This is a genomic window from Sphingobacterium faecale (assembly GCF_016746095.1).
GTDB lineage: Bacteria > Bacteroidota > Bacteroidia > Sphingobacteriales > Sphingobacteriaceae > Sphingobacterium > Sphingobacterium faecale.
The window spans coordinates 309,788-335,136 of the sequence record NZ_JAERTY010000005.1 but is presented as its reverse complement, the minus strand read 5'-3'; the positions used below and the strand labels follow the sequence as shown (position 1 = coordinate 335,136).

The window sequence follows — 25,349 nt, the reverse complement described above, 5'->3', positions numbered from 1 at the left end:
TGCTAAAATTTAATTTGAGGCACAAAGGTAATTAACTTTTATATCGAAACCATTTTACAATCTCTTTATAGCTAGCTTTTTTTCCGTACATGAGAATGCCGACCCTATAAATACGTGCGGCAACCCATGTCGTGAGTAAGAATCCGATAATAAGCAGCAATGCAGAAACTATAATCTGCCAAAGCGGGACACCGAAGGGGACTCTAACCAACATAGCAATAGGAGAAGTAAATGGAATGAAACTCAGCCATGTCGCGACTGCGCCGTGTGGGTCATTCATCAAAACGCCAAAAGAGAGGGCGTAAGTGAGAAGTAAGGGCATGGTAATAGGCATAGTAAACTGTGAGGCTTCGGTCTCGCTATCGACTGCTGAACCGACCGCTGCAAATAGGGCGCTATATATTAAATATCCACCCAAGAAAAATATAAAAAAACAAACGATGATTTCCGTAAAATTAACCGATTGTAACATGGCCCATGCCTCTGGAGATATGCTGTTCATGGCATTGCCCGATTTTGCTATTGCTTCGCTACCATTATCTTGCAGTTGAGCGCCCATAACCTGTTCACTCAATTCACTCTTGGAAACAAAAAAAGTAGATGCTATACCCGCAAGGACGAAAGACAAGAGAATCCATAAGACAAATTGTGTAAGCCCAACGAGCCCAATACCAATTATTTTTCCCATCATGAGTTGAAAGGGCTTTACGGACGAAATAATAACTTCGATGATTCTATTGCTCTTTTCTTCGATGATGCCCCGCATGACCTGTGAGCCATATAGGAATAAGGAAATGTAAACAAGTATAGATAAAGCTAGTGCTATTCCCATAGCGATTTCTGTATTACTATCTTTAGTTGTGCCATCAGACGTGATTTCTTTGGCGTTTATGCTCACAGTGGTATTTATATTTTTAAGACTGTCTGTATTGATACCCAGACTTTGGTATTTAAAATCCCTTAAAATATCGCTCAGGTTGGATTTAATATCATTTTGAGTACTTACGTTCGGTTTATTAGAAGCCAAGAACTCTACGTTTGGATGGTTAGTGAAATCTTTTGGTATAACTAAAATACTGGTATTCTTATCTTCGTTGTTAAGGCTGGATAATTGTTCCTGTAAATCTTTATTACTAGATATGTAAGTTATATTCTTTGCTGACTTTAATAAAGGCCCAATTTCTCCATGTTGATCAACGATATATACAGTCGTGTGAGTTTCCTCGAAACTCTTTTTGGTAAGGAATATAATCCCGACATACATCCCTATAAAAAACAGAGGAACTAGAAAAGTGGTCAATAGAAAACTGCGCTTTCTGACGCGGGTCATGTATTCACGCTGTAGGATTAAAAGTATCTTATTCATATGCTAGGAGTTTTGGATACAGTTTGGATGAAAATATCATGGATAGAAGGTACTATTTCCTTGATTTGTGTGATTTGAATTTTATCCAAAAAGTGGCGGATAGTGTCATTTAATGTACTATCTGCATGTAGTCTGATTCTCAATTGATCATCATCTTGATTGGGTATGTGAGCGTGTATATCAAATAGACCTTCATTCGATAATTCATCTACGGATAAGGTACTGGGTAGATAGTTTATTAAGTAGGTTTGGTTGTTGTATTTCTTCTTAATATCCCTTACAGAGCCATCGAGGACTTTCTTCGACTTATTTATGAGGGCGATATTGTCACAAAGCTCCTCTACGGTTTCCATTCTATGGGTAGAATAAATTATAGTCGCACCTTTTTTATTAAGTTCAAGTATTTCATCTTGGATTACTTGTGCGTTAACGGGGTCGAATCCGGAAAAAGGTTCATCTAAAATGATAAGCCTTGGTTCATGTAATACGGTCGCTATGAACTGAACCTTCTGTTGCATACCCTTACTCAGGTCTTCAATACGTTTATCCCACCAACTTCCAATATCTAACTTTTCAAACCAATAATTTAGCCTTTTCCGAGCATCACTTTTACAAAGTCCTTTGAGCTGCGCCAGATAAATCATCTGTTCGCCGACTTTCATTTTTTTGTATAGTCCTCTTTCTTCAGGTAAGTAGCCTATCTGTGCGATATGCTGGCCAGATAGCGGTTGGTGGTCAAATAGTATTTCACCAGAGTCGGGGGCAGTAATCTGATTGATTATTCGTATTAATGACGTTTTCCCAGCTCCATTTGGTCCCAGTAATCCAAAAATTTTGCTTTCGGGTATAGATAAAGATACGTCATCTAATGCACGGTGGTTGGCATATTGTTTGACGATATTTTTGATTTCTAGCATATCGGTTTTTGTAAGCGACTAAAATACTAAAATTATTATAGCTTTTTGAAGGGATCCTAAAGCCTTTTTTAATTTCTTAATTTAAATTTTACCTTTGTCTATGCTTATCAAATCCGCAGAATTTGTATGTAGTAATACACACGTCGATAAATTGCCAGATCCTACATTGCCTGAGTATGCCTTTATAGGTCGTTCCAATGTTGGTAAGTCTTCATTGATCAATGCATTGACTAATAAAAAAGGTCTCGCAAAAACTTCTCAAAAGCCAGGAAAGACACAACTCATAAATCATTTTATAATTAATGATACTTGGTATTTGGTCGATTTACCTGGTTACGGGTATGCGCAGACGTCTAAGAAAAATAGATCCGAGTGGGAAAAATTCATTCGAAAGTATCTTTTAAGTAGAGAAAACCTACAGTGTATTTTTGTTCTTATTGACAGTCGCTTAGAACCACAGAAGATAGATTTGGATTTTTGCTGCTGGCTTGGAGAAAAAGGATTACCTTTTATGTTGATCTTTACCAAAGCAGATAAACAATCCATAGTTAAGTCTGATCAAAATATGGCAAAGTTCAAACGGGCTTTACTCAAATGGTTTGAAGAGGTGCCTACACGTTTTTTAACCTCTTCTGAGGAGAAGGTGGGCTTGGATCCTATATTGGAAAAAATTGATGCTATAAATCTGGATTTTATGGTACCTCCTGTTTCGTAACTATGAAGAAATACATGTCATTAGTGTTATTTGCGCATAGCGTATTTGCACTCCCTTTTGCTATTATTGGTTTTTTTTTAGCGATATCAACGACAAGTTATCAATTCGAATGGAAACTATTTGGATTGATGCTTCTCTGTATGGTTACGGCCCGTAATGCAGCCATGGCGTTTAACAGATACTTAGATAGAGATGTAGACGCGCTTAATCCGCGGACTGCGGTTCGTGATATTCCAGCAGGACGGATCAGTCCTCATGCAGCGCTTACATTTACTATTTTAAACTGTATTGTTTTTACGATTGCTACCTACTTCATCAACCCGATGTGCTTGCTATTGTCACCTGCAGCCTTGTTTGTGATATTATTCTATTCGTATATGAAGCGGATATCCCCCCTTTGCCATTTGGTCTTGGGTTTGGGATTAGGGCTAGCCCCTGTAGGTGCCTATCTAGCAGTGACTGGTCAGTTTGATATTGTTCCGATATGGTATGGATTAGCGGTATTGACTTGGGTGAGTGGTTTTGATATTATATATGCGCTTCAGGATGAGGATTTTGATAGAGCTCATAATTTAAAATCTATTCCTGCTAATTTTGGAGGGGCGAAGGCCTTACGTATTTCAGAAGTATTGCATATCTTTTCATTTCTTTTTGTGCTGCTTCCGGCCTTTTCTATCGAAGTTGGTGTGTTATACTACCTAGGTGTAGTGTTGTATGGCGGTTTATTGATTTACCAACATCGTATTGTAAGTCCTACGGATCTGAGCCGTGTAGACAGAGCTTTTATGACAACAAATGGTATAGCTTCTGTTGTTTTCGCTTGCTTCTACCTGTTGGATGTTTTGGTTGATCACTGGAAGTTGTAGATAAGTTTTACAATATTATTAGTAAAAATAATTGTCATTCCATTTTGAAATAGTAATATTTGCAGAAATCTTATAAAGTTAATGGCTAAAAATTTGTTGATAGTAGAGTCGCCGGCAAAGGCAAAGACGATAGAAGGATACTTGGGTAGTGATTTTCTTGTGAAGTCGAGTTATGGACATATCCGTGATCTAGTGAAGACTGATGACGCTATTGATACCGATAATAAATTTAAACAAAAATACGAGGTTCCTGCTGATAAGAAGGCAGTAGTCAGCGAATTAAAGAAGTTGGCCAAAGTTGCGGAAACCGTATGGCTAGCATCTGATGAGGACCGGGAGGGAGAAGCGATTTCCTGGCATTTATTTGAAACGTTGGGGCTGAAAGAAGATGCTACTAAACGTATCGTTTTTCACGAAATCACTAAACCTGCGATTTTAAAAGCTATTGAAAATCCACGTAAGATTGATTACAACTTGGTGAACGCACAGCAAGCCAGACGTGTTTTGGACAGATTGGTAGGTTTTGAACTTTCTCCTGTATTATGGAGAAAAGTAAAACCATCGCTTTCGGCGGGGCGTGTTCAATCGGTTGCAGTACGTTTGATTGTCGAAAGAGAGCGAGAGATAAATCGTTTCCATGCTGATGCTGCTTTCAAGATCGTAGCTGTTTTTCATACCGGAAAGGGGAAGGAGCTATTTAAAGCAGAGCTACCTCATCGTTTTGATACGAAAGAAGAAGCTAAAGCATTTTTGAATGATAGCATAAATGCTAGTTTTGCTGTCTCTACGTTAGAGAAAAAACCAGCTAAAAGAAATCCTGCAGCGCCGTTTACCACGTCGACTTTACAACAGGAGGCAAGCCGTAAACTGGGATTTTCTGTTGCCAGGACAATGCAGGTTGCACAGCGTTTGTACGAAGCAGGTCGGATCACCTATATGCGTACCGATTCTGTTAACTTGTCCGATACAGCGATTAAAGCGGCAGAGAATGAAATTGTCAAAGCTTATGGCGAGAAGTACCATAAGTTAAGAAAATATAAAACAAAGTCCGCTGGTGCACAGGAAGCTCACGAAGCTATACGGCCTACTTACTTTTCTGAGCACAGCATTGATGGGGATGCCTCTGAAAGACGGTTGTATGAACTGATTTGGAAGCGTGCTATCGCTTCGCAGATGAGTGAAGCAGAGTTTGAAAAGACTGTAGCAAAAATCAGTATATCTACCCGTAAGGAGGAATTGACCGCAACAGGGGAGATTATGCGTTTCGATGGTTTTTTGAAGGTTTATATGGAATCTACCGATGACGAGGGAGATGTTACAGGGGATACAGAATCGGACAATGCTTTGTTACCCCCATTAGAAGCTGGGCAGGCTTTGATATTGAATCAAATGTCGGCTACAGAGCGCTTCTCAAGACCTCCAGCACGGTATACAGAAGCTTCATTGGTAAAGAAACTAGAAGAGTTGGGGATCGGAAGACCTTCTACATACGCGCCGACTATCTCGACTATTCAGAATCGAGGATATGTTGTTAAAGAGGATCGCGATGGAAAACCCCGTGATTATCGTGTATTGACCCTTGATAATGGAGTAGTAAACGAGAATATCAAGACAGAGATGACCGGAGTCGAACGGAACAAGATGTTTCCGACAGACATCGGGGTATTGGTCAATGATTTTTTAGTCGAACATTTTAAAGATATTGTCGATTTTAACTTTACCGCCAGTGTCGAAAAAGAGTTTGATGAGATCGCGCATGGAAGTAAGGAATGGACTGATATGTTGGAGAACTTCTACCGCCCTTTTCACCACGAGGTACAAGATACGCTTGAAAATGCTGATCGAGCCACCCATGAGCGTGAATTAGGGGTAGATCCTGCTACAGGAAAGCCTGTGAGCGTTCGTGTAGGGCGATTTGGACCATTGGTTCAGATCGGTTCGGCTGATGATGAAGAAAAGCCTCGCTTTGCTTCCTTACGTAAAGGACAGATGATTGAAACTATCACTTTTGAGGAAGCTATGGAATTATTCAAACTACCTAAAAAAGTGGGAGAGTTTGAAGAAAAAGAAATGACTGTTGCTATTGGGCGATTTGGTCCTTATATCAGGCATAATTCAGCCTTTTACTCCTTGCCAAAAGGATTAGACCCTTTAGATGTAAGTCAGGAGCAGGCTATCGAGATAATCAAAGAAAAAAGACAGAAGGATATTGAAAAAGTAATCCGTGTATTTGATGAGAATCCGGACGCGCAGATAGAAAACGGGAGATGGGGGCCTTTTGTTCGTTTTGGTAAACAGAATTTGAAAATTCCTAAAGGAACGGATATCCAGGCTATAACATATGCCGACGTTTTGAAGTGGGCAGAAGAGGATACAAAAGGAGGAAAGTCCACAAAAAAAACAACAAAGAGAGCGACTACAAAAAAAAAGTAGCAGATGAAGAAAGACTTGCCGGTTAATGTTGTAGAGAATATTTCTATAGCGGTAGTGTTGGAGAGTGAATCTCCTGTTCAAAAATCATGGAATGTATATCTGGTTAATGAAAAAGATATCCCGTTAAGGAATGTTTTCGTCACATCCAAAGGGTATGGGATGCAGGAGGAAAGAGAAGTGAAGACTACAACTTTGCGCCATTTTCTCGGTGATATAGCGGCTACTAGTTCTATTCGTATAGAAGCTATTGATCAACAGGTATTTGGTCTTACTAATGAATATTGGTTGAGCTACTATATAGAGGGTACGATTTATGATAAGAAATATATTTTCTTACCGGAGAGTATAGTGGACGAAAATTTATCTAAGGTACCATTGGTTAATAAACCTGGTGTATTAATCGGAGGTAATAGTTAAAAAATGGCAAGGAGTAATTTTATTATAGCAATAGACGGCTTCTCATCTTGCGGTAAGAGTACAGTAGCAAAAGCCTTGGCGAAAAAGCTTAATTTCGTTTTTGTCGATAGTGGAGCGATGTATAGAGCGGTAACCTTATTTTTTTTACGGCATAGTATTAATTTAAGAGATCAGGAATCTGTATCAGATGCGTTGAAGCAAATTCATATCGATTTTATTCCGAATACCGAGCAGACACAGATTTTTTTGAATGACGAGGACGTATCTTTAGAGATCCGTAGGATGGAGATTTCAAATTATGTGAGTGAAGTGAGTGCCATTAAAGAAGTACGCATCGCTATGGTAGCCCAGCAACAAAAACTGGGACAAAAGCGTAATATTGTAATGGATGGCCGTGATATCGGTACAACAGTATTCCCTGATGCGGATTTGAAGATTTTTATGACGGCCAATTCTGAGGTCCGTGCTGAGAGACGTTATGCTGAGCTGACGGCAAAGGGAGAAGAAGTCACTATGGAAGAGGTGAAAGCTAATCTCGAACATCGGGACAGGATTGATAGCACACGTGCTGAAAGTCCTTTGCGACAAGCTGATGACGCTATAATTTTAGATAACTCGGATTTGAACCAAGAGCAGCAATTGGCTTTCGTAGTCGAAGAGTATGTAAAACGGAAGAAATAGTCCTTTTTCTATTCTTAATAGTTACTTAACACTATATTAAATATTAGTTTGTATCTTAAATGTACTTTTGGGAAACAAATTATTATGAATATTAGAATTTTAGTAACAAGTGCACTGTTGGGGCTCGGTACTGTCCAGGCTCAGGAGTTGGTGAAGGGGACTGTTTTTATCGACGCCAATAGAAATGGCACCCGAGAGAGAAATGAAAAAGGCGTTTCGGGTGTTAGTGTTAGTAATGGCAGGGAGGTTGTACAGACTGATAAATCCGGTAACTACGTGCTCCCGGTACAAAACGACAATATTATTTTTGTCATAAAACCTGAAGGCTTTTCTTTTCCCGTTGACGAGTATAATCATCCCGTTTTTTATTATATACATAAACCCTTAGGATCACCAAACCTAAAGTATCCTGCGAGTTCAGCAACAGGCACTCTCCCCAAGTCATTAGATTTTCCGGTATACTATCAAACGGAATCTAAAACATTTAAAGCATTGATCTTTGGCGATCCACAAGCCTATACAAAAGAAGAACTTGGCTTCTTTAAACGTGGAGTGATCGACGATATTTCTAATAAGGAGAGCATTCAGTTCGGAATAAGTCTTGGTGACCTCGTAGGAGATGACTTAAGCCTCCATATACCTTATAAGCAGACAGTAGGAAGCATTGGTGTACCTTGGCATAATGTAATGGGGAACCATGATATGAATTACGATGTCAGCGCAGATTCATTGTCTGACGAGAGTTTTGAAATGGCCTTTGGCCCCAATAATTACTCTTTTAATTATGGCAATGCCCACTTTATCGTATTGGATAATATCATCTATCCTAACCCGCGTACGGGAAAGGGGTACTTGGGAGGATTTCGTAAAGATCAGCTCGACTTTGTAGAGAATGATCTGAAGTTTGTATCCAAAGATAAACTTATCGTTTTGGCATTTCATATACCACTCTATCATGAGAACTCTAATGTATTCCGTAATGAGGACAGACAGCGTCTTTTCGATATATTGAAAGATTATCCTAATACTGTATCCTTATCTGCGCATACACATTATCAACAACAAAACTTTTACGGTAGAAAGGATGGATGGTCTCAAGACAAGCCACATCACGAGTACAATGTAGGTACGACTTCTGGCGATTGGTATTCTGGAGTTTTAAATAAGCAGGGGGTACCTGTCTCGACCATGCGTGATGGTACGCCAAAAGGATATGCTATTTTGAATGTTAATGACAATATGTATAGTTTTGACTATAAAGTAGCAGGAGAGACACCGGCATATCAGATTAAGGTTATCGCACCTAATGCTATAGAAGCAAAGCACGCCAAGCGGTACAAAGTGTATGCAAATTTCTTCATGGGAAGATCGGAGGATGTAGTAGAGTATAGTTTGGATGGCAACGAATGGAAGAAGATGAATTACGTACAAAAACCGGATCCAAGCTATGTTTATGAAGTTTTGAAGTTTGATAATGCGACCGGTCTTTTAGAAGGTAGAAGACCATCCGATGCTGTAAATTCCTCTCATCTATGGGAATTTAAATTGCCAGGTCTTAAACCTGGAAACTATCAGATTAAAATCCGCACTAAGGATATGTACGGAAAACAGCATGACGCGATGAAAGAGCTAGAAGTTATAAAGTAATAAAGGGGGCTTCAGCCTCCTTTATTATCTTATTGAGGTTAAACTTCCTTCTTTTTCTTTTTTGAATTTACGATAACGTAACTAATATACAGGAGTATAAGCCATATAGGGATCAGCTCTACGGAGATTTTCAATCCTGTAAACCACATCATAATCAAAACCGCAAGTAAGAACAATAAACATATTACATTGCTGAAAGGATAAAATAAGCTTGGAAACTTTGTCGTCTTACCTTGTTTTATTTTACTTTTCTTGAAGTGAAAATGTGTCCAGCTAATCATAATCCAATTAATGATTAGAGAGGAGACAACGAGCGACATCAAGATCTCTAAAGCTCTATCTGGGATCAGTTTATTGACCACAATACAGATCGCAACTAAGGCTGCGGATACTAGTATGGCAGCAATAGGAGCATGGTTTTTATTTAATTTATTGAGGAATTTAGGTGCGTTTCCCTGCTCCGCTAAACCGTACAACATTCTCGAATTGCTATATACCGAACTGTTGTAGACAGATAGGGCTGCTGTAAGCACAATAACATTCAGCACATTCGCAATAATGGTTGTGAAATAATAAGTTTTATTAAATAATGTAAACTGAAAAGAATTCAAACTATTGAATACTTCTACGAATGGACTTGTGTCCGCCGTTATACTTCGCCATGGCATTAAGGAAAAGAGTATGAATAATGCTCCGACGTAGAAAATCAAGATTCGGATTAGAACCTGATTCGTCGCCCGAGGAATATTTTTCTCCGGATTTTCCGCTTCGGCTGCAGTGATACCTACCAATTCAAGGCCACCAAATGAGAACATGATCATCACCAATGCGGCGAGTAGACCGTGATAACTACCATCTTCAGCTACGCTTAGCCATCCTTTTGGAAAGAAGCCGCCATCATTATATAGGTTTTGTACAGTAGCTCCTTCTCCTCCTGAACCGGATAGGAGGAGATAACTCCCGAAAATAATCATAGCGACGATAGCTATAACTTTAATAATAGAAAACCAGAACTCGGTTTCGCCGTAAACTTTAACAGAGGAAAGATTAAGCGCATTTACCACGATAAAAAAGAATAGACTGGAAACCCACAACGGAATTTCAGGCCACCAAAACTGTACATATACTCCGATCGCCGTGAGTTCAGCCATACTTACCAGTATATAAAGAACCCAATAGTTCCATCCTGAGGCATACCCCGCAAATCCACCCCAATACTTGTTTGCAAAATAAGAAAAACTTCCTGACACGGGTTCTTCGACTACCATCTCGCCCAATTGGCGCATAATGAAGAAAGCAATTATCCCTGCGATGGCATAGCCGAGTAGTACGGAGGGGCCTGCTAATACAGCTGCTTTACCTATCCCTAGAAATAAGCCTGTACCTATCGCTCCGCCTAGAGCTATGAGCTGTATATGTCTGTTTGTTAATCCCCGTTTTAATTTTTGGTCTTTATTATCGTTCACGATCTTGGTTAGTTTTTGTTTTCTTTGTTATTGATAGAAATTTGCCCGAATCCTAGAAGCTCATCCCAATAAGTTCCGGTACGGCGGTAGTAGACGAGAATCTGATAGTCATTCCCTGTTTGGAAATGACTGCCTGAGAACGCATCGGTAATTACTTTACCATCTTCTGTCTCCAAGACATATTCGTAGTCGTAAAGTCCCTGTTTTAGACGTTGGCGTACGATCCATTTTTCTGTGGCAGCATCATATTCTAGCTTGTTGTTTGGGGTACGCTGATAATTATTATAACCACCTACAACATATATGTCCCCTGTTACTTTTTGTGTGGTAAGTAACGAGAAGTCAACATTTGCATAATCGCCACCTATATCTGCATTATCATAATCTAGATTGCGCACATAGAATTTTCCATTCTCATCATATGTTGTAGCATATGTGTTATCGCGGTTATCCTGGTCCGTAAATAGCTCTATGTTTACCAAGCTGTCTATATCTATTTGTCTTATCTGTGCAGAACCGCCCTTGAAAGAGCGCAAGTCAACATATCTAAACTCATTATTGGCAGCGAAGTCCAGTGTTTCACTATTGTTATACTTAATCTCACCGGTACCTATAAACATGGGAGTCCTCAGGATCATCATGTTATCAGAACGTTGATTTTGCATCACATGCAGTTGTATATCCTGGTGTGGATTGGAGATTGTCAGCCCTGTTTTAAGGGTGATATTTAGTTTTTGGTTAGAAAGCCGTTTGTCGGTAAAGCTAGAAGATAGGATTTGATTTTCTACGACGACCAAAGGTTTTAATACATAGAATTTTCGGGATAGGATCAATCGCTCCTTATCGGCATCTTCGTATATCTTCAGTAGAAAGTTTCCAGCGACCTTAGGCTTGACATACTCGTTCGGAAATATGGTCTTATAATGGGTATAAGGGATCATACTACCTTGTGATTGTTTGAAATCTACAATACGATCCTCGTTGTATCCCTCTGCATAATCTAATGCCGATAACCGGCTCGGAGTCCAATCGGCATTACAGTGTTCGATACTGTAATAATAATCGCGTACATCTGCCCGTAGATCATCGAAAGATAGAACCAAGAGGTCTGCATCACCTAATGTATATATAGGGAGTTGATTTTCTTTGCCTGTAGGCGATAATTGAACAGTCTTTATAGCATTCAGATAATTGATATTGTCATAGATAAGTTCTTGTTTTGGAGACTGCTCCATGGCAATTCGCTTTTTTTTCTTCTTTTGCGCATGTGCTTGAAAGGACAATTGCATAAGAATAAAAACTATCGTGAGAGGTGTTATTCTTAACATAGAAAGGTATTCCCAAAATGGGAGATTTATACTAACATTATTTCATTTGTACGATACGGTCGACAATATATTTGGTATTGCCCCGCCAAGGAACGACTCCATGGTACTCTTTGTAATGCAGATCGAAAAATTTGCCACTATTGGTTTCCAACTCTCTAAATATAGAATCATTTTCAACAGAAAAGACAAATTCGTTACTTGTCAAGCTTCCAGCTCGCCCTGCTCCGAACCCTTCCTGGATCAATTTGCCTTCATAGGTTTTAAAAAGATTTCCTTTTTTTACTGCATAATTGAGATAGCCTGATTTTACGCCTTCTCCGAATACAAAATAGTATTGAAAATAGAGAATACCAGCAAAAGCTAACATAATAACTAAAAATGCCCAGCCTAAAAAGCTTTTTAGCTTTGCTCTTCTCTTCTTTGGGGGAGTATTTGCTTCTGTCATATGAGTTATACCATTACTTGATAGATTAAAGATACTAGATATGTTTATATAATGAGCAAATGATTTTAAAAATATCTACTTCTTCATTGCATAAAGTCTAATCCAGGGGCTGCTCATTTTGTATTTATTGTATCGTTATTTATAGCTAGTGTGGTTGTCGTGCTTTAAATAGATAAGTGATAACAAGAGGAGCGGAGTAAACAGACAAAAAACCTCCTTCTAACTGTCCTGAGACGTCACTCGGACTTAATAGTAGAGAAAGGGATATTAGTTTTAAAAAAATGTTACTTCATACTGTACGTCAATTCTTTTGGTCTGATCATGGTTTCCGTATATTGCCGATTGAATCTATCTGTAACTTTGATTATTAGCGTATTTGTAGCATTTGAAGCAGTAACTTTAAACATATGATTTGCATTTGATGAAGTAAAGTCACTAGTTGGCGTAGCATTCTCGTTTAGACGAAATGCTTCATAAGAAATAATATGAAGAGGATCTTTTACTTCCACTCGAGTCACAGGAAGTAGATTTCCATTTTCTGTAACTTCTATTTTCCATTTTTCGTCAAATCCCCATACATTAATCAGAACCTCATTTTTAAGATTTGGATTAGCATACTCACCTGCATAAGATTTTAACAATTGATCTGTTGTCTTTGGTGCAAATTTAGCCGCCGTAATATGACATTTATTAAGGTCATAAGCTCTAAATTGATAGTCTTTAGGTTGACCTATTCCTTTATACTGCCATTTTAGATCTTTACCGTTTACTTCCCAAATACTGTATCCACCAGGACTACCATCTTTACAAATGTGATTTCCAGCGTAGCCGTCTCTTCCTGTCCACCACCATGTAGCACATACGGCAGCCGTATTGTGTTCCGTTACCGAAGCCGAATTTTCCCAGACATAGTTGATATGAGTGTGGCCTGTAAGGATATGAACTTTATTAAAGTCGTTAAGGATAGCTAAGAGTTCATCTCCATTACTTAACCGGACGGTAGATGATAGCTTTCCAGAAGAATTTAATACCGGTCTATTGTTGAGTTGTATATGCATAGCGACTACTATAGGAGTTGATTTGTCAATCATGGACAGATCTTTCTTGAGCCAATCCATTTGTGTACTTACTATTTTAGCGTTATATGATCGGTCGCCAATAGTTCCTATGGTTCCCCCCGTATTTACGTATTCTACATTATCGAGAACTACATAATGCACCTTACCTAAATTAAAAGAGTAATAGGAGGGGCCAATTGATGTTCGAAAAGCATGTGCTGCTTTATGGTCATCGGTATAATATGGATCATTGTCATGATTTCCCATAATATTAAAAATAGAAGTGTTAATTTTAATCATTGCGGCACGATAATCATCTAAAAAATAATTGTTAGCATACCAATAGCTGTCCCAGGTTAAATCACCCAATGTTAGTCCATAAATCTTAGTTCCACTATCTTTATATGTTTTAATAACCTCATTAACATCGTTAATAAATCCCGATTCGAACTGTGAGATATCATTATTTCGGTTTGCCAAATGTAAATCTGCCATAGCCAATACTACATGGTTTGTGTTGTCTACTGCAATGAGTTCAAAGTTTTTCGTTTCTACGACATTGGCAGCTAGATTTAAGGATTGAAAAAACTTTGGTATGCCACGTTCGGGAGCTGCTTCGTAATTGCCAGGAATAGAAATAAACACATACGGATTCAATTTTGTAGATGGGAGGTAGTAAATGCCATTCACATCGGTTTTTGTAACTACAATTCCATCGGAAACAACCACATTTGCGACCCCGGTATTGTTAGAAAGTACCACTCCTTTTACGGTCATACCGTCCTTGTCCGGAATATTTTTACCTCCATCAGGAGTACCTGTTTTAGTTTCACTATCATTATTCTTTGAGCAGCTAGCAAAGCCTATTATTGGAAGAAGGCTTCCTATAAATAATCTTCTTGAAATATTACTAAAGTTGCTTTTCTTCATCAGTGCAAATTTTTAAAAAGTCTATTAAAATAAGGGAAATGGTATGGTTCGTTACTATTTAATTATACTTGGCCAAGGCTGTTTATAATCGCTAAGATGGAGGTATAATCTTACTAGTACACCCGTAAGATTATACCATAATATTTTTTATCAATTTATTAAAATACTAGCTTACTTCTGCGTAATTGGAGCAATTATCGCATTTTGACGTAATAGTTCATTCTGTACTTTTTTAACATCAATGTTCCTAACAGAAATGTCGTTAAGCGAGGACAACGCTGCCGCTACACCTGCTGCATGCCCCATAGCACCGCAAGTAGCACCTACTCTCAGTGCTGCCATTGCCTCTCGATCTACGGAGACACAGCGCCCAGACACTAAGAGATTATTAATGACCTGTGGAACCATAATACGATAGGGTATTTCAAAAGGCAATGGGACATATAGCCTATGTTGACCAGAGAACCCAGCCTGCGGGTGTATGTCGATAGCCCAAGCACACATAGCTATGGTATCATCAAAGCTTTTGTTATCCATAACGTCTTTCCCTGTCAACCTATACTCTCCATCCAATTGTCGAGTCTCTCTTATGCCTATAGTTGATGCACTGGACATAAGCCAGCTTTTTTCAAAACCTTTCATTTCTTTTCTATAGAAATCCGCAATTTTATGAGCATTGCGTCTTCCTTCCATTTCGGCCCTAGTCACCTCAGCGGCTACAACACCATTTGCATATACCCGCGTTGTATTCACCCAAGGGAAATTTTCCCGTAGTCCGCCAAACCAAGGTCCCCCATATTCTGGAAACTCACCACTTTTACGTGCCTGTTTTAATTTAAAGCGATCAACATCAACATCTCTTCGCGCCGATTGATATGCCGTTAGCACATCACCTTCTAAGTATCCAGGTTCAGGTCCTATCGGAATTAAAATATTCTCTTCGTAGTCGATAAAAGTATTGGGTTCCACTTCAGCAAGAAAAAAACCAATAGTCATAGGCTGCATTTCCTTTGGCATTGTAAACGCTGCTCCAGCTTTTTCAAAAACAACACCATTCCCCGTACAGTCTATTATATTTTTTGCCATTATTGCCTGTCGACCATCCACGTTTTCCACGATAATGCCTTTGAGTGTATTATCTTCAAGTATGACATCTGCAGCCCAAGTATGTAGTAAACATTTCACCCCATATTCTTCCATCATGTCATCAGCCACTGACTTCATAATCTCAGGGTCAGAATGCAAAACCCAGCTTTTATTGTTTGCTGCACCATTTCGTTTTTCGGCACGAACTAACCATTCGCCCATTACACCATCTACATACCTTTCGTAGGGACGTAGCCAATTGTTGAAGCCTGCCAGTGTGATCACCATTCCGTTGGTCCACATTCCTCCAAATGAGCCTAAGTTTTCAATAACCATGGTCTTCGCACCCGCTTTTGCAGCACCTATCGCTGCCCCAACTCCAGAAGGACCACCACCTACAACGAGCACATCGACTTCGTCAATTACTGGAATCTCTCTTTGCTTTTCAACGTACTTTTTCATTTTTTTTTATGTATTTAAATTAATTGTTATTATTTCTCTTGGAATTGCATAGTATATTCATTTCTTCCATCTTTCCTCCAAGCTAGATTTCGAGTGGATGGCGAAGAACCGAATAAAGGGGAATACGTCTTAACTTTTACGGTTTTGTTATCTGGAAAGAACTCTAGTATTCGTAGCCAGCCGTCCCCACCATTGCCTTCAATATGACCACCACCTTCACCCTGCATGTCGAACAACATCTGATGTACTGGCTTTCCTATATGGTTTTTATCCATTCTGTAGCCTTCTCCTAATATATGCCCACTTAGTACCATTTCTATATTATCTGCTGGTTTCACAAGTTTTTCCCATATCTGTTTACCATTATTGGAAAAAGGGAGTAGATATCGCTCTGATTTCAAAGTTTTATTATCAATAACATAAGGTTGGTAGATGATCCATCGATTTTGACCGTCCCACTGTTTGTCTTCTGGACTTAGATATACATGCGTTAGTAAAACAATACGGTGATTTTTGTACTGCTCTAACCTAGTTATTTTGCTTGCCCAACCTAATACGGTATCACGAGGTGCGTATTCGATAGTCATAAATAAGTAATCTTTACCGCCATTTATTGATTTCACCTCATACACCGCGTTCTGTAAAGATTGCTGTGCTGATTCATTTGTGCCGTTTTGCACTAACGCTTTTTTATTCAGCCAATTATCATCGATTTTGAAGAAATCATCATAACGAGTAGTTCGTTTAAGGGTGCTGTCTATGCTAAAATCATGATTACCGACAGCGGCTATGTAAGGCGTTTTACCATTCAGTCTGGAGAAAGATTTCGATATAAAATTCCATTGCTTCTCGGCCGATTGATCACCATTATTAGCAGGCATTATGAGATCATTTTGTTCCACAAGATCTCCTGTGCACAATACCATTTTTATATTTAAAGTATCGATATTATCTTCTATCCAAGCCATCATAAGATCCAAAATAGGTTGATTACGATTCCATTTTGAATAATTCTGTACGTCTGGAAGCAAGATGACAGACCAGGAAGACTTATTTTCTAAATGCGGTTTTTGAAAGTTCGATTGAGCATTGCTTCTTATACTGAGAAAGAGAAATAGAAACAGAAATATTTTTTTTGTCATAACATTTTATTTAATTATGGTTTATAGATTTTACACTTTCCTTTCTTACGAAAGTCCACAACAGGAGCAAAGCTATAGGGTGCAAAGCTGCCATAGCGAAGAATATCTTATCGGCACCTACAGTACCGATAAGTGACCCGACAAACGTGTTGAAAACAACAGCACCTAAAGCCCCAAAGCCACCGGCTATACCGATAACGCTAGCTACATTTTGGATAGGGAAAGCTTCTGCTACCACCACATTCATGGTTAAAAGCCAACTAAAGCAAGACATTGCTATAATGCTGAATACAATTAAAGTTCCCGCAGCATTTGTCATAAATGGTGTTAATATACAAAGGGGCATAAGGCAAGTGATGATGCTAAGCATCCTTTTTCTTGCTAATAAGGGCGAATAACCTTTACGTACCAAGCTATCGGAGTAAGCAGATGAACCAATGGCTCCAAAATCAGCCAGTAAAAAAGGGATCCAGCCAAACATTCCCACCTGTGCGAGGCTAAGTCCCGAATCTTCCTGAAGGTAACCAGGTAGCCAAAATAGGCAGAAATACCAAACAGGGTCGCTTATAAACCGGATCAATAATATCCCCCAGAGGCTTCTCGTTTTCCACAATTGTAACCAGGAAAATTGGATAGCATTTTCATTTTTAGCAACCGGGACGCTCTCTTCCAAAATATGCATTGGCGGCTCCTTGTAAATAAAAAACCAAGCGAAGGCGATCAGTATACCTAATACTCCCATAACTATGAATGCGCTCTGCCAACCATATTGAATGGTTAGCCAAGCGATGATGGGAGGCGCAATAATTGCTCCGATTGACCCACCCGCTTGACATAAACTATTGGCTGTTGCTCTTAGCTTACCAGGAAACCAAATCGTCGTAATTTTTACTGTAGATGGAAAGTTGGTCGGCTCGGCCAGACCCAATAAACCTCTGAAAAAGCCAAACTGTCCAACTGTTCTAGCTATCCCACCACCAATAGAAGCCATAGACCAGGTAATTATTCCCCAGAACATGATCTTCTTAGGTCCAAACTTATCTACTAACCAACCCGTGACCGGATACATCGTCGCATAGCATATGGTGAAAATATTAACTATTATCGCATAACCAGAATCATCAAGATTAAACTCTACCTTTAATATTGGTTTAAGTATAGAAACAATCTGTCTATCAATATAATTGATAACAATGGTAATGAAGGCAACGGCAACAATAAGCCATCTTCTGTTTTCTGGTTTTGATAGTATTTTTCTCATATGCAATGATGTTACTAATATCCCGGATTTTGAGGTTTTAAATTTTCATTAATTAAGATTTCCTTCGTAGGTATTGGCCACAGGTATTGCCTTTCCTTATCAAAAGCTCTTTGTACAAGAACCTTAATCAATCCTGCATTATACATCGCAGTGAAATCAGGAAGCCAATCTTCATCAATTTCCGGTATTCCAGGAAAAAACCATAAACCCTTATCTACTACTTTTGATTTCAGATCATTTTGATCTAAAATACCATAATGAGGTTTTACGAGTACTTTTTCGGCTATGCGCCATCTTATGATATCATAAAATCGTCTGTTTTCCCAAGCCAGTTCCACTCGACGTTCATTACGAATCTGCTTGCGTAAATAGCTTTGACCTACATGCGTATTGCTAAGCGCTGGGTATTTCGTGACATCTGTTACATTCTTTTTATAAGCCCTTGCTCTTACTTGATTTATTGCAGCCAATACGGAATCATCGATTTCATTTAGTTCAATTTTTGCTTCAGCGTACATTAGCAATACATCCGCATAACGCATGAGGATAACATCGTAGTCAGTTTTCAAATTACCTGTCCAGCTGTTATCTACCCATTTTTTTAAGGTAAGCCCATTATACGACGCATATTGATCTACAGCCCGCGAATCTTTGTTGGGGATCATCGCTCCTGTAGCAACATTCAATACCGTAGTGGCATAAGGATTAGGATCGTAGATAAAACCGACATGCTCCGTGCCAAATTCTACTATAGTTGCTTTACATCTTGGATCACGATTAAGAAAAGGGTTTCGAGGATTGTACCTTGGAGACTCATCAATTGGCAGACCGTCATCACAGGAGAATGCGCACATTAGCTCCCATGATGGTTGAGCGACAGAAGCCCCACCAGCGTTTCTCGTTATAAAATTGGTTGTAGTCCAAGATACACCCAGTTCAACCGATCTAGGTAAAGCAAATATGGTTTCATTTGAGTTTTTAGTCGTAGGCAAGAAATATTCTCCGAAATCAGGATGCAAGGTATATACCTTTAGGTCCATACAAGCTTTAGCCGCGTCTCTTGCTGTAGTAAAGTCACCCATTAATAGAGCCGCTCTAGCTTTGAAAGCCATTGCAGCGCCTTTGGTTGCTCTTTTCAATTCACCTGCATTATAAGTTGCAGGCAGCGTAGCTATTGCATAGTCAAAATCTTCATATATTTCTTTAAGGATGACACTTTTATCCGTTCTACCCATAGCGAAGGCTTCTTCTATAGTGATGTACGTTTTATAAAAAGGCACATCACCATAATGAAAGATTAGATTAGCATAAAGCGCTGCTCGCATAAATCGAGCTTCACCACGAAATCGATTTATTGTTGCAGCTGGAATCCCGCCATCGATAGCTTCTGTTTTTTCTAATATAGTGTTGGCTCTTGCAATTCCTTTGTAGCTATTTATCCAAGTGTTTTCAGCAATAGACCATTGACCCGTAATAGAGCCGGCAGCAAAGGCATTGATCTGGTCTCTTTGGTTCCAGTTATCCGTCATTCGCTCCAGACCAAAGTTCGTTTCATTCTCCCATAGATATATCCGGTAGAGATCGTTTAACGAAATATTTATCTGAGTTTCATTTTCGTTCCAATTATCAGAAGCTCCTTCTGCGAGAGGATTCAAATCCAGTTTTGCACAGGAGAAGCAGAGCATGGTTAGGCATATAAAAAGCGTTATATATTTCATATCTATATAATTTAAACGGTTAAAACTTTAAGGATAAGCCAAAAAGAAATGATTTTGTTATATAAGAGTTGCTCACAGCTTCCGGATCCCAACCAGTAGGATATTTGTCGAAAGAGAGCAAGTCTGTCGCTGATCCATAGATGCGTAAGTTGCTTACCTTTAGGTGTTTATTAATTTTTTCTGGGAGTGTATAACCGAGAGTTATATTTTTAACACGGAAGTAAGCCCCGCTAATCCGCCAGAAGTCCGAAGACATATAATTATTACCATTGGCCGATGTCACGGAAAGTCGTGGATAACTTGCCTCTAGATTTTTTTCCTCCGTATTGTACATACTCCAATAATTTCCATCTATAATCGATGGTGGGGTAGTCCATGCACTTATAAAAGGACGTACCATGACATCTGGCATCATATTATTTTGCTTACCAACTCCTTGAATAGCCATGGCGAAGTCAATACCTGCATAACCAGCTTCAAGTTGCCCTCCAAAAATATACCGAGGCAAGGAACCGCCAAGTAGTACCATATCATAATCGGGTGATATTTTTCCATCAGGAACACCATCAGGGCCACTGATATCCTTGTATTTGATGTCACCAGGCTTAACGGAGGGGTACAGTTTTGGTTGGTTTGCTACCTCATCAGCTGTTTGATATAGACCGTCTGATAGGTAGCCATACCATTCGTTGTATTCGCTGCCCTCCCTTGTTATCTGTGAAGTGCCTAAGACTAATCCACTCAAATTGCCCATTACCGACTTTGAGTCTGATACGTTTAAGGAGATCGAATAATGGAATTTGTCTTTTTTATCACGCCAGGTCAGTTGGGTATCCCATCCCTTTGTGTTCATTGTACCCGCATTTTGACTAGGTTTTCCGTAACCCATAAAATCCGGGATTTCCAGTTTTAAGAGCATCCTATTGGTTGTCTTATGGTAATAATCAGCCGTCAACCCCAACCTGTTATTCAGGAAATAAGCGTCAATTCCAATGTTTTTCGATTCGGTAACTTCCCAGGTGATATTTTTTATGGCATAACTTACTTGAGCAGCTGTAGTTGCCGAGACAATATTGTTTCCGCGGTAAAATAACGCATTAGTATAATTTAATGAAGATTGATAAGGGTAATTACCAATGCGTTCATTACCCAATTGTCCCCAAGAAGCACGAAGTTTCAAATAGGATAAAATAGGGGAGGTGGGTATAAAATTTTCTTTAGTCAGTACCCATCCAGCCGAAACAGAAGGAAATGCTCCCCATCTATGGTCTGGATGAAAGCGTGATGAACCGTCATAGCGGATATTCGCTTGAAGAAGGTATCTCTCTTTAAAATCATACATGATCCGTCCAAAGAAAGAACGATAAGAAGTCTCATAGGCATTACCCGTTACTTTTTGAAAATCCAATGGAGCTAAGTCCAGATAGGGAAACTCAGAAAGCTCAAAGTTTTCACCAGCTCCAGACATACCTTCAACAAAATTATAGGAATCTTCGTATCCCAACATGCCATCTAAACTATGCTCTGCAAATTGCTTTTTATAGTTTGCTAAAAACTGCGTAGTAAGGACCTTTCCTTCCGTTCTTCCTTCAGTAAGCGAAGTGGATTCATGTCCTTCGATATAAGCGATAAATAAAGCCGGATCATCAGCATCATAATATGGTATTTGCTTGTTGAAATCCTTGCTCTTGCTGTTATAAATCTGAGGTGCAAATACGCCTGTGAGCGTTAAATTCTGTATTGGTTTGATTTCTAACGCAGCACGTCCTGAGAATATGTTTCTAGATTCATCTCTTGAACCGCCATGGTGAAGTCTTGCATAAATATTAGCTCCATTTTTACCTCCTGCTATCCGACCATCAGCCCAAGTGGCAGCATAGATAGGAGCATAGCGTTGTGCACTTTCAATGGGATTTATCGATGGCAATTTACGAAGTTGTGAGTTGTAAGACATGTCTACATCGACTGCAATAAAGTCATTTACCTTAATACGATTGTTTACCCGAGTGGACACCCTTTCAAAAGAGTTGTAATCGTAAAGGCCATTCGATTTTTCATAGTTGACACTTGCCCGAGTTCTGAGGCGATCTCCTCCTGTAGTAACACCCAAGTGATGATTATGCCGAGGAGCATAATCTTTAATCATGAGGTCAATCCAAGCTGTTATTGGAAATCTATCGGGATCCGTTTTATTACGCTCTATCCAATTGTCAACGATATCTTTTGAATACAATCCGTATTCTTCACCAGGCTTGTTGCCAGCATCGTTCCAGGTAAACTCATTAATCATGTCTAAATAACGTTGCGCGCCCACCATTTCAGGAAAGCGTGTAGCGGATTCAACCCCGTAAGTTCCGTTGTAGTCCAGATTTGTTTGCCCAATATTCGCCCTTTTGGTCGTAATCAAAATTACACCTGCAGCCGCTCTAGCGCCATAGATTGAAGCTGAAGCTGCATCTTTCAATACTGAAATATCTTGGATATCTTGTGGATTTACATCATTGATACTATTAACAGGTACCCCGTCGACTATAACCAATGGATTTGAGTCTCCAATGGTTGTTATACCCCTTACGCGGATCGTTGCCCCGGCCCCCGGTTGACTATTGGTCCTGGTAACCATCAAGCCTGGAACTGTCCCCTGTAGTGCCTGTGATAGTTGTGACATATTGCGCTTTGCTATGAGCCCCCCCTCTACACTAGCCACCGATCCAGTGATGTCCTTTTTTTTTGCTGTCCCATAGCCAATTGCAACGACCTCGTCAAGACTAAAGGCTTCAGCAAGCATAACTAGGTTTAAAGTATTGGATGTTGACTGTACCGATATTTTCTGTGACTTCATCCCAACGTAACTAAAGAGGAGAAAAGATGACCTATTTATCGGAACTGAAATACGGTATTCCCCTTTGTCGTTAGTCGTTGTATTTAAATCTTCATTCATCACGCTTATACTAACGCCCGATAGATATTCACCACGTTCATCGGTCACTTTTCCTGATATCTCTTGTCGTGCATGTTGTGCAGATAGCGATATGGAAATCAAAAGCAAGGAATAAATACCGAGTAATTTTAAAACTGATTTTCTCATGCTATTTAAGTTTGATTTGTTTAATAAGTAGATTTAATTCTTGTATACTGCAATTTCGTCAACTAATAGTCTGGCTGCTGTCGTATTCGTCTTGCCAATTCTGAACCGAACTGGACCTTTTATATTCAATTCATATTCTTTATAGTATTGGATCTCTGCCGATGCAACTTCTAATATATCTTCGAGTTGAGTCCAGGTTTTTCCTGCGTCTTGTGAGTATTCTACTTTTACATAAATAGGTACACCCCCAGCATCCGTTGCGTTTTGAGTAGCAGCACCATAAATAAAGGAAAATTTGGACGCTCCATTAGTCAAATCAAAGTTCATCGCTAGTTTTGGAGTATAAGTGCCACCACCTCTGAACATTACAGCATAATCACCAACTCTATTCTTAACCATACTTGCCGTAGAAATGCTATATATATCCTCCATTAACCATTCGCCTGAGGGAAATATATCGGAGTTTGCACCGGTAGGTCCAACTGCTGTAAAAGAAGGTTTTCTACCTCCTGGTGCTGTATGTATTTCCCAACCTTCCGGAAAATTTGGATAAAGCTCAGTGCTAGGAACTACGTCAGGCTCTTTAAAATCATCAGCAACAAAACCATATTTGGGCATAATTCGAGCCGGCAGATTATTGTTCATGATATATTTCCAGTCTCCAGTATCATAATTGACATTCGCTCTTACGCGGACATAATACCCTTTTAGCTCTTCCAGACTACTGAATTTGTAAAAATCTTCAGTTATAACGATGTAGCGGTCTAACGGCTTATCGCTATCTTTTGAATCCAGTAGTTGAATCGTATACGAAGTAGCACCTTCAACATGATCCCACCCCACAGTGATACTAGAATTGGTATAAGCTAACATGCGTACGTTAACCGGTAATATATCAGTGGTTCCCCTAACTATAACGGTCTCTTCTTTGCAGGACATCGTTGTCAGATTAATTATAATGGACAATAAAAAGGAACAGGATAGAAATAAGTTTTTCATATCATTTTAAGTTTATATTATATATTGGTTGGTGTTTAACCGTAATTGCTATTATTCAAATATGTAAACTTTATTTTACCATATAAAATAAAGTTTGAAAATTTTATATAGTAAAACAAAGAAATGTCGCTAAGTAACTTCTGATCTTAACAGAATTTGCATTTCAATTATCCATTATCTCATTAAGATTATCCACGTTTAAGTTTTTCCGACAAGCAGCAAAGAATAGGCCTAGCGTCAACATCGAGAGGCTGACACTTTTGAATAAATATTTGTTTTCATTTTGGTTTATACTAAGTTTTAAAAAGTTGGCTTTTTTAAAACGGTGTTGCTGTATTTATACATGGACAGTAATTATAGCAGCTGAAGGTCTTTGTTTTCAGGTGTTTATAGGTCTGCAATTACTTAATATTAAACTATTAATTAGTTTTATGTTAAAAAATAAAATGCTATTGTTTTATATTATAAAATTAAAAATGTCTAGTTTTGGCTGAATATTAAACAGTAAAGCGTATGATTCAGGTATTAAATAGAGCATTAGACATTTTGGAGTTACTTTCCCGCAATATGGACAAAGAGCTTACGCTCAGTGAAATTGCGGACCCTCTGGAACTAAATCATGGCACATGTGCTAATATTATTAAGACTATGATTATTAGAGGTTATATTGAAAAGAACAAAGGGTATACATTAGGAAAGCAATTATACTACCTTACCAACAATTTTACCAATGAGTCCGAAATAATTAAATGGGCAGTTAATCCCATGAAAAAACTTAGTAGTACATTACGTGAGTGTAGTATTATTGCGATTATAAAGAACAATTCACGCATAACTCTTCATAAAGAAACATTCGCACAAGAACTACAGGTCAATGCATTAGATGAAAAGCATGTATACAATACAGCAACGGGTAGATTATTACTCGCTTATATGGAACCGACAGATCGTAATGCATTTATTCATACATACGGATTGCCTGGTGCCATGTGGAAGGAAATTAGTAATGAGAAGCATTTAATCAGTGAACTTCAGCAAATAAAAAAAAATTGCTACGTATTGCATTGTGATGATTCAAATATTGTGGGGGTAGCGGTACCTGTAATTGGTAAAAAAGGAGTTGTAGCCAGTCTAGGTGTATACCTTCCTGAAAATCGATATGTTAAATTAATTAAAGACGCGCTTATAGGTACGCTAAATGAAACAGCACAGATTATAAGTAGTAGAATTATTTACTAGATAACTCATTACCATAATTTTGTTAATGGCACTTTTTGTAAAGTAACGCTTACCCATAAAAAGCTTATGGGTAGAAAAATTGTTA

19 protein-coding genes are annotated in these 25,349 nt (G+C 38.8%); 7 read left to right on the top strand and 12 right to left on the bottom strand.

Annotation, left to right across the window (positions count from 1 at the left end; genetic code table 11):
• Nucleotides 1-31: 31 nt before the first annotated feature.
• Nucleotides 32-1,366 carry an ABC transporter permease gene (locus JKG61_RS11345; RefSeq protein ID WP_202103092.1) on the bottom strand — a complete coding sequence of 445 codons (1,335 nt, stop codon included), beginning with the start codon at nt 1,364-1,366 and terminating at the stop codon, nt 32-34.
• The gene (locus JKG61_RS11340) at nt 1,363-2,283 is read right to left on the bottom strand and encodes an ABC transporter ATP-binding protein (protein WP_202103091.1); all 921 of its coding nucleotides are present in this window, start codon (nt 2,281-2,283) and stop codon (nt 1,363-1,365) included. The genes JKG61_RS11345 and JKG61_RS11340 overlap by 4 nt, the downstream gene beginning before the upstream one ends.
• Nucleotides 2,284-2,383: 100 nt before the next feature.
• Here JKG61_RS11340 and yihA point away from each other — a divergent pair, with 100 nt between their 5' ends.
• The 6 genes from yihA to JKG61_RS11310 all read left to right on the top strand — a co-directional run bounded on the left by yihA (nt 2,384) and on the right by JKG61_RS11310 (nt 9,042).
• Entirely contained in the window at nt 2,384-2,998 is a 615-nt protein-coding gene (gene yihA, locus JKG61_RS11335) for a ribosome biogenesis GTP-binding protein YihA/YsxC (RefSeq protein ID WP_202103090.1), read from the top strand.
• A gap of 2 nt (nt 2,999-3,000) precedes the next feature.
• Nucleotides 3,001-3,864, top strand: a complete 864-nt coding sequence (locus JKG61_RS11330) for a UbiA-like polyprenyltransferase (RefSeq protein WP_202103089.1) — start codon at nt 3,001-3,003, stop codon at nt 3,862-3,864.
• A gap of 81 nt (nt 3,865-3,945) precedes the next feature.
• Nucleotides 3,946-6,297 carry a type I DNA topoisomerase gene (gene topA, locus JKG61_RS11325; protein WP_202103088.1) on the top strand — a complete coding sequence of 784 codons (2,352 nt, stop codon included), beginning with the start codon at nt 3,946-3,948 and terminating at the stop codon, nt 6,295-6,297.
• Between the two features lie 3 nt (nt 6,298-6,300).
• Nucleotides 6,301-6,714, top strand: a complete 414-nt coding sequence (locus JKG61_RS11320) for a hypothetical protein (protein WP_202103087.1) — start codon at nt 6,301-6,303, stop codon at nt 6,712-6,714.
• Between the two features lie 3 nt (nt 6,715-6,717).
• The gene (gene cmk, locus JKG61_RS11315) at nt 6,718-7,395 is read left to right on the top strand and encodes a (d)CMP kinase (RefSeq protein ID WP_202103086.1); all 678 of its coding nucleotides are present in this window, start codon (nt 6,718-6,720) and stop codon (nt 7,393-7,395) included.
• Between the two features lie 84 nt (nt 7,396-7,479).
• Nucleotides 7,480-9,042 (top strand): calcineurin-like phosphoesterase C-terminal domain-containing protein, encoded by a 1,563-nt coding sequence (locus JKG61_RS11310; protein WP_202103085.1) that lies wholly within the window; start codon nt 7,480-7,482, stop codon nt 9,040-9,042.
• 38 nt (nt 9,043-9,080) lie between these two features.
• Here JKG61_RS11310 and JKG61_RS11305 read toward each other — a convergent pair whose 3' ends face one another.
• From JKG61_RS11305 to JKG61_RS11260, 10 genes are all read right to left on the bottom strand, one after another.
• A complete protein-coding gene (locus JKG61_RS11305) occupies nt 9,081-10,508 on the bottom strand; it encodes an amino acid permease (RefSeq protein WP_317192406.1) in 1,428 nt (475 codons plus the stop codon).
• Between the two features lie 8 nt (nt 10,509-10,516).
• On the bottom strand, nt 10,517-11,797 hold the full coding sequence (locus JKG61_RS11300) for a type IX secretion system plug protein (protein ID WP_237249454.1): 1,281 nt from the start codon (nt 11,795-11,797) through the stop codon (nt 10,517-10,519).
• 76 nt (nt 11,798-11,873) lie between these two features.
• The gene (locus JKG61_RS11295) at nt 11,874-12,281 is read right to left on the bottom strand and encodes a hypothetical protein (RefSeq protein WP_202103083.1); all 408 of its coding nucleotides are present in this window, start codon (nt 12,279-12,281) and stop codon (nt 11,874-11,876) included.
• A 284-nt stretch (nt 12,282-12,565) separates the two neighbouring features.
• On the bottom strand, nt 12,566-14,269 hold the full coding sequence (locus JKG61_RS11290) for a calcineurin-like phosphoesterase C-terminal domain-containing protein (RefSeq protein ID WP_202103082.1): 1,704 nt from the start codon (nt 14,267-14,269) through the stop codon (nt 12,566-12,568).
• Between the two features lie 171 nt (nt 14,270-14,440).
• On the bottom strand, nt 14,441-15,817 hold the full coding sequence (locus tag JKG61_RS11285; RefSeq protein ID WP_202103081.1) for an FAD-dependent oxidoreductase: 1,377 nt from the start codon (nt 15,815-15,817) through the stop codon (nt 14,441-14,443).
• 29 nt (nt 15,818-15,846) lie between these two features.
• Nucleotides 15,847-16,959 (bottom strand): metallophosphoesterase, encoded by a 1,113-nt coding sequence (locus tag JKG61_RS11280; RefSeq protein ID WP_202103080.1) that lies wholly within the window; start codon nt 16,957-16,959, stop codon nt 15,847-15,849.
• Nucleotides 16,960-16,969: 10 nt separating this feature from the next.
• The gene (locus JKG61_RS11275; protein WP_202103079.1) at nt 16,970-18,220 is read right to left on the bottom strand and encodes an MFS transporter; all 1,251 of its coding nucleotides are present in this window, start codon (nt 18,218-18,220) and stop codon (nt 16,970-16,972) included.
• A 14-nt stretch (nt 18,221-18,234) separates the two neighbouring features.
• The gene (locus JKG61_RS11270) at nt 18,235-19,938 is read right to left on the bottom strand and encodes a RagB/SusD family nutrient uptake outer membrane protein (RefSeq protein WP_202103078.1); all 1,704 of its coding nucleotides are present in this window, start codon (nt 19,936-19,938) and stop codon (nt 18,235-18,237) included.
• 19 nt (nt 19,939-19,957) lie between these two features.
• Nucleotides 19,958-23,026, bottom strand: a complete 3,069-nt coding sequence (locus JKG61_RS11265) for a SusC/RagA family TonB-linked outer membrane protein (RefSeq protein ID WP_202103077.1) — start codon at nt 23,024-23,026, stop codon at nt 19,958-19,960.
• A 33-nt stretch (nt 23,027-23,059) separates the two neighbouring features.
• The gene (locus tag JKG61_RS11260) at nt 23,060-24,025 is read right to left on the bottom strand and encodes a fibronectin type III domain-containing protein (RefSeq protein WP_202103076.1); all 966 of its coding nucleotides are present in this window, start codon (nt 24,023-24,025) and stop codon (nt 23,060-23,062) included.
• A gap of 513 nt (nt 24,026-24,538) precedes the next feature.
• On the opposite strand from JKG61_RS11260, the gene JKG61_RS11255 reads away from it, so the two are divergent.
• The gene (locus tag JKG61_RS11255) at nt 24,539-25,264 is read left to right on the top strand and encodes an IclR family transcriptional regulator (protein WP_202103075.1); all 726 of its coding nucleotides are present in this window, start codon (nt 24,539-24,541) and stop codon (nt 25,262-25,264) included.
• Nucleotides 25,265-25,349 lie beyond the last annotated feature (85 nt).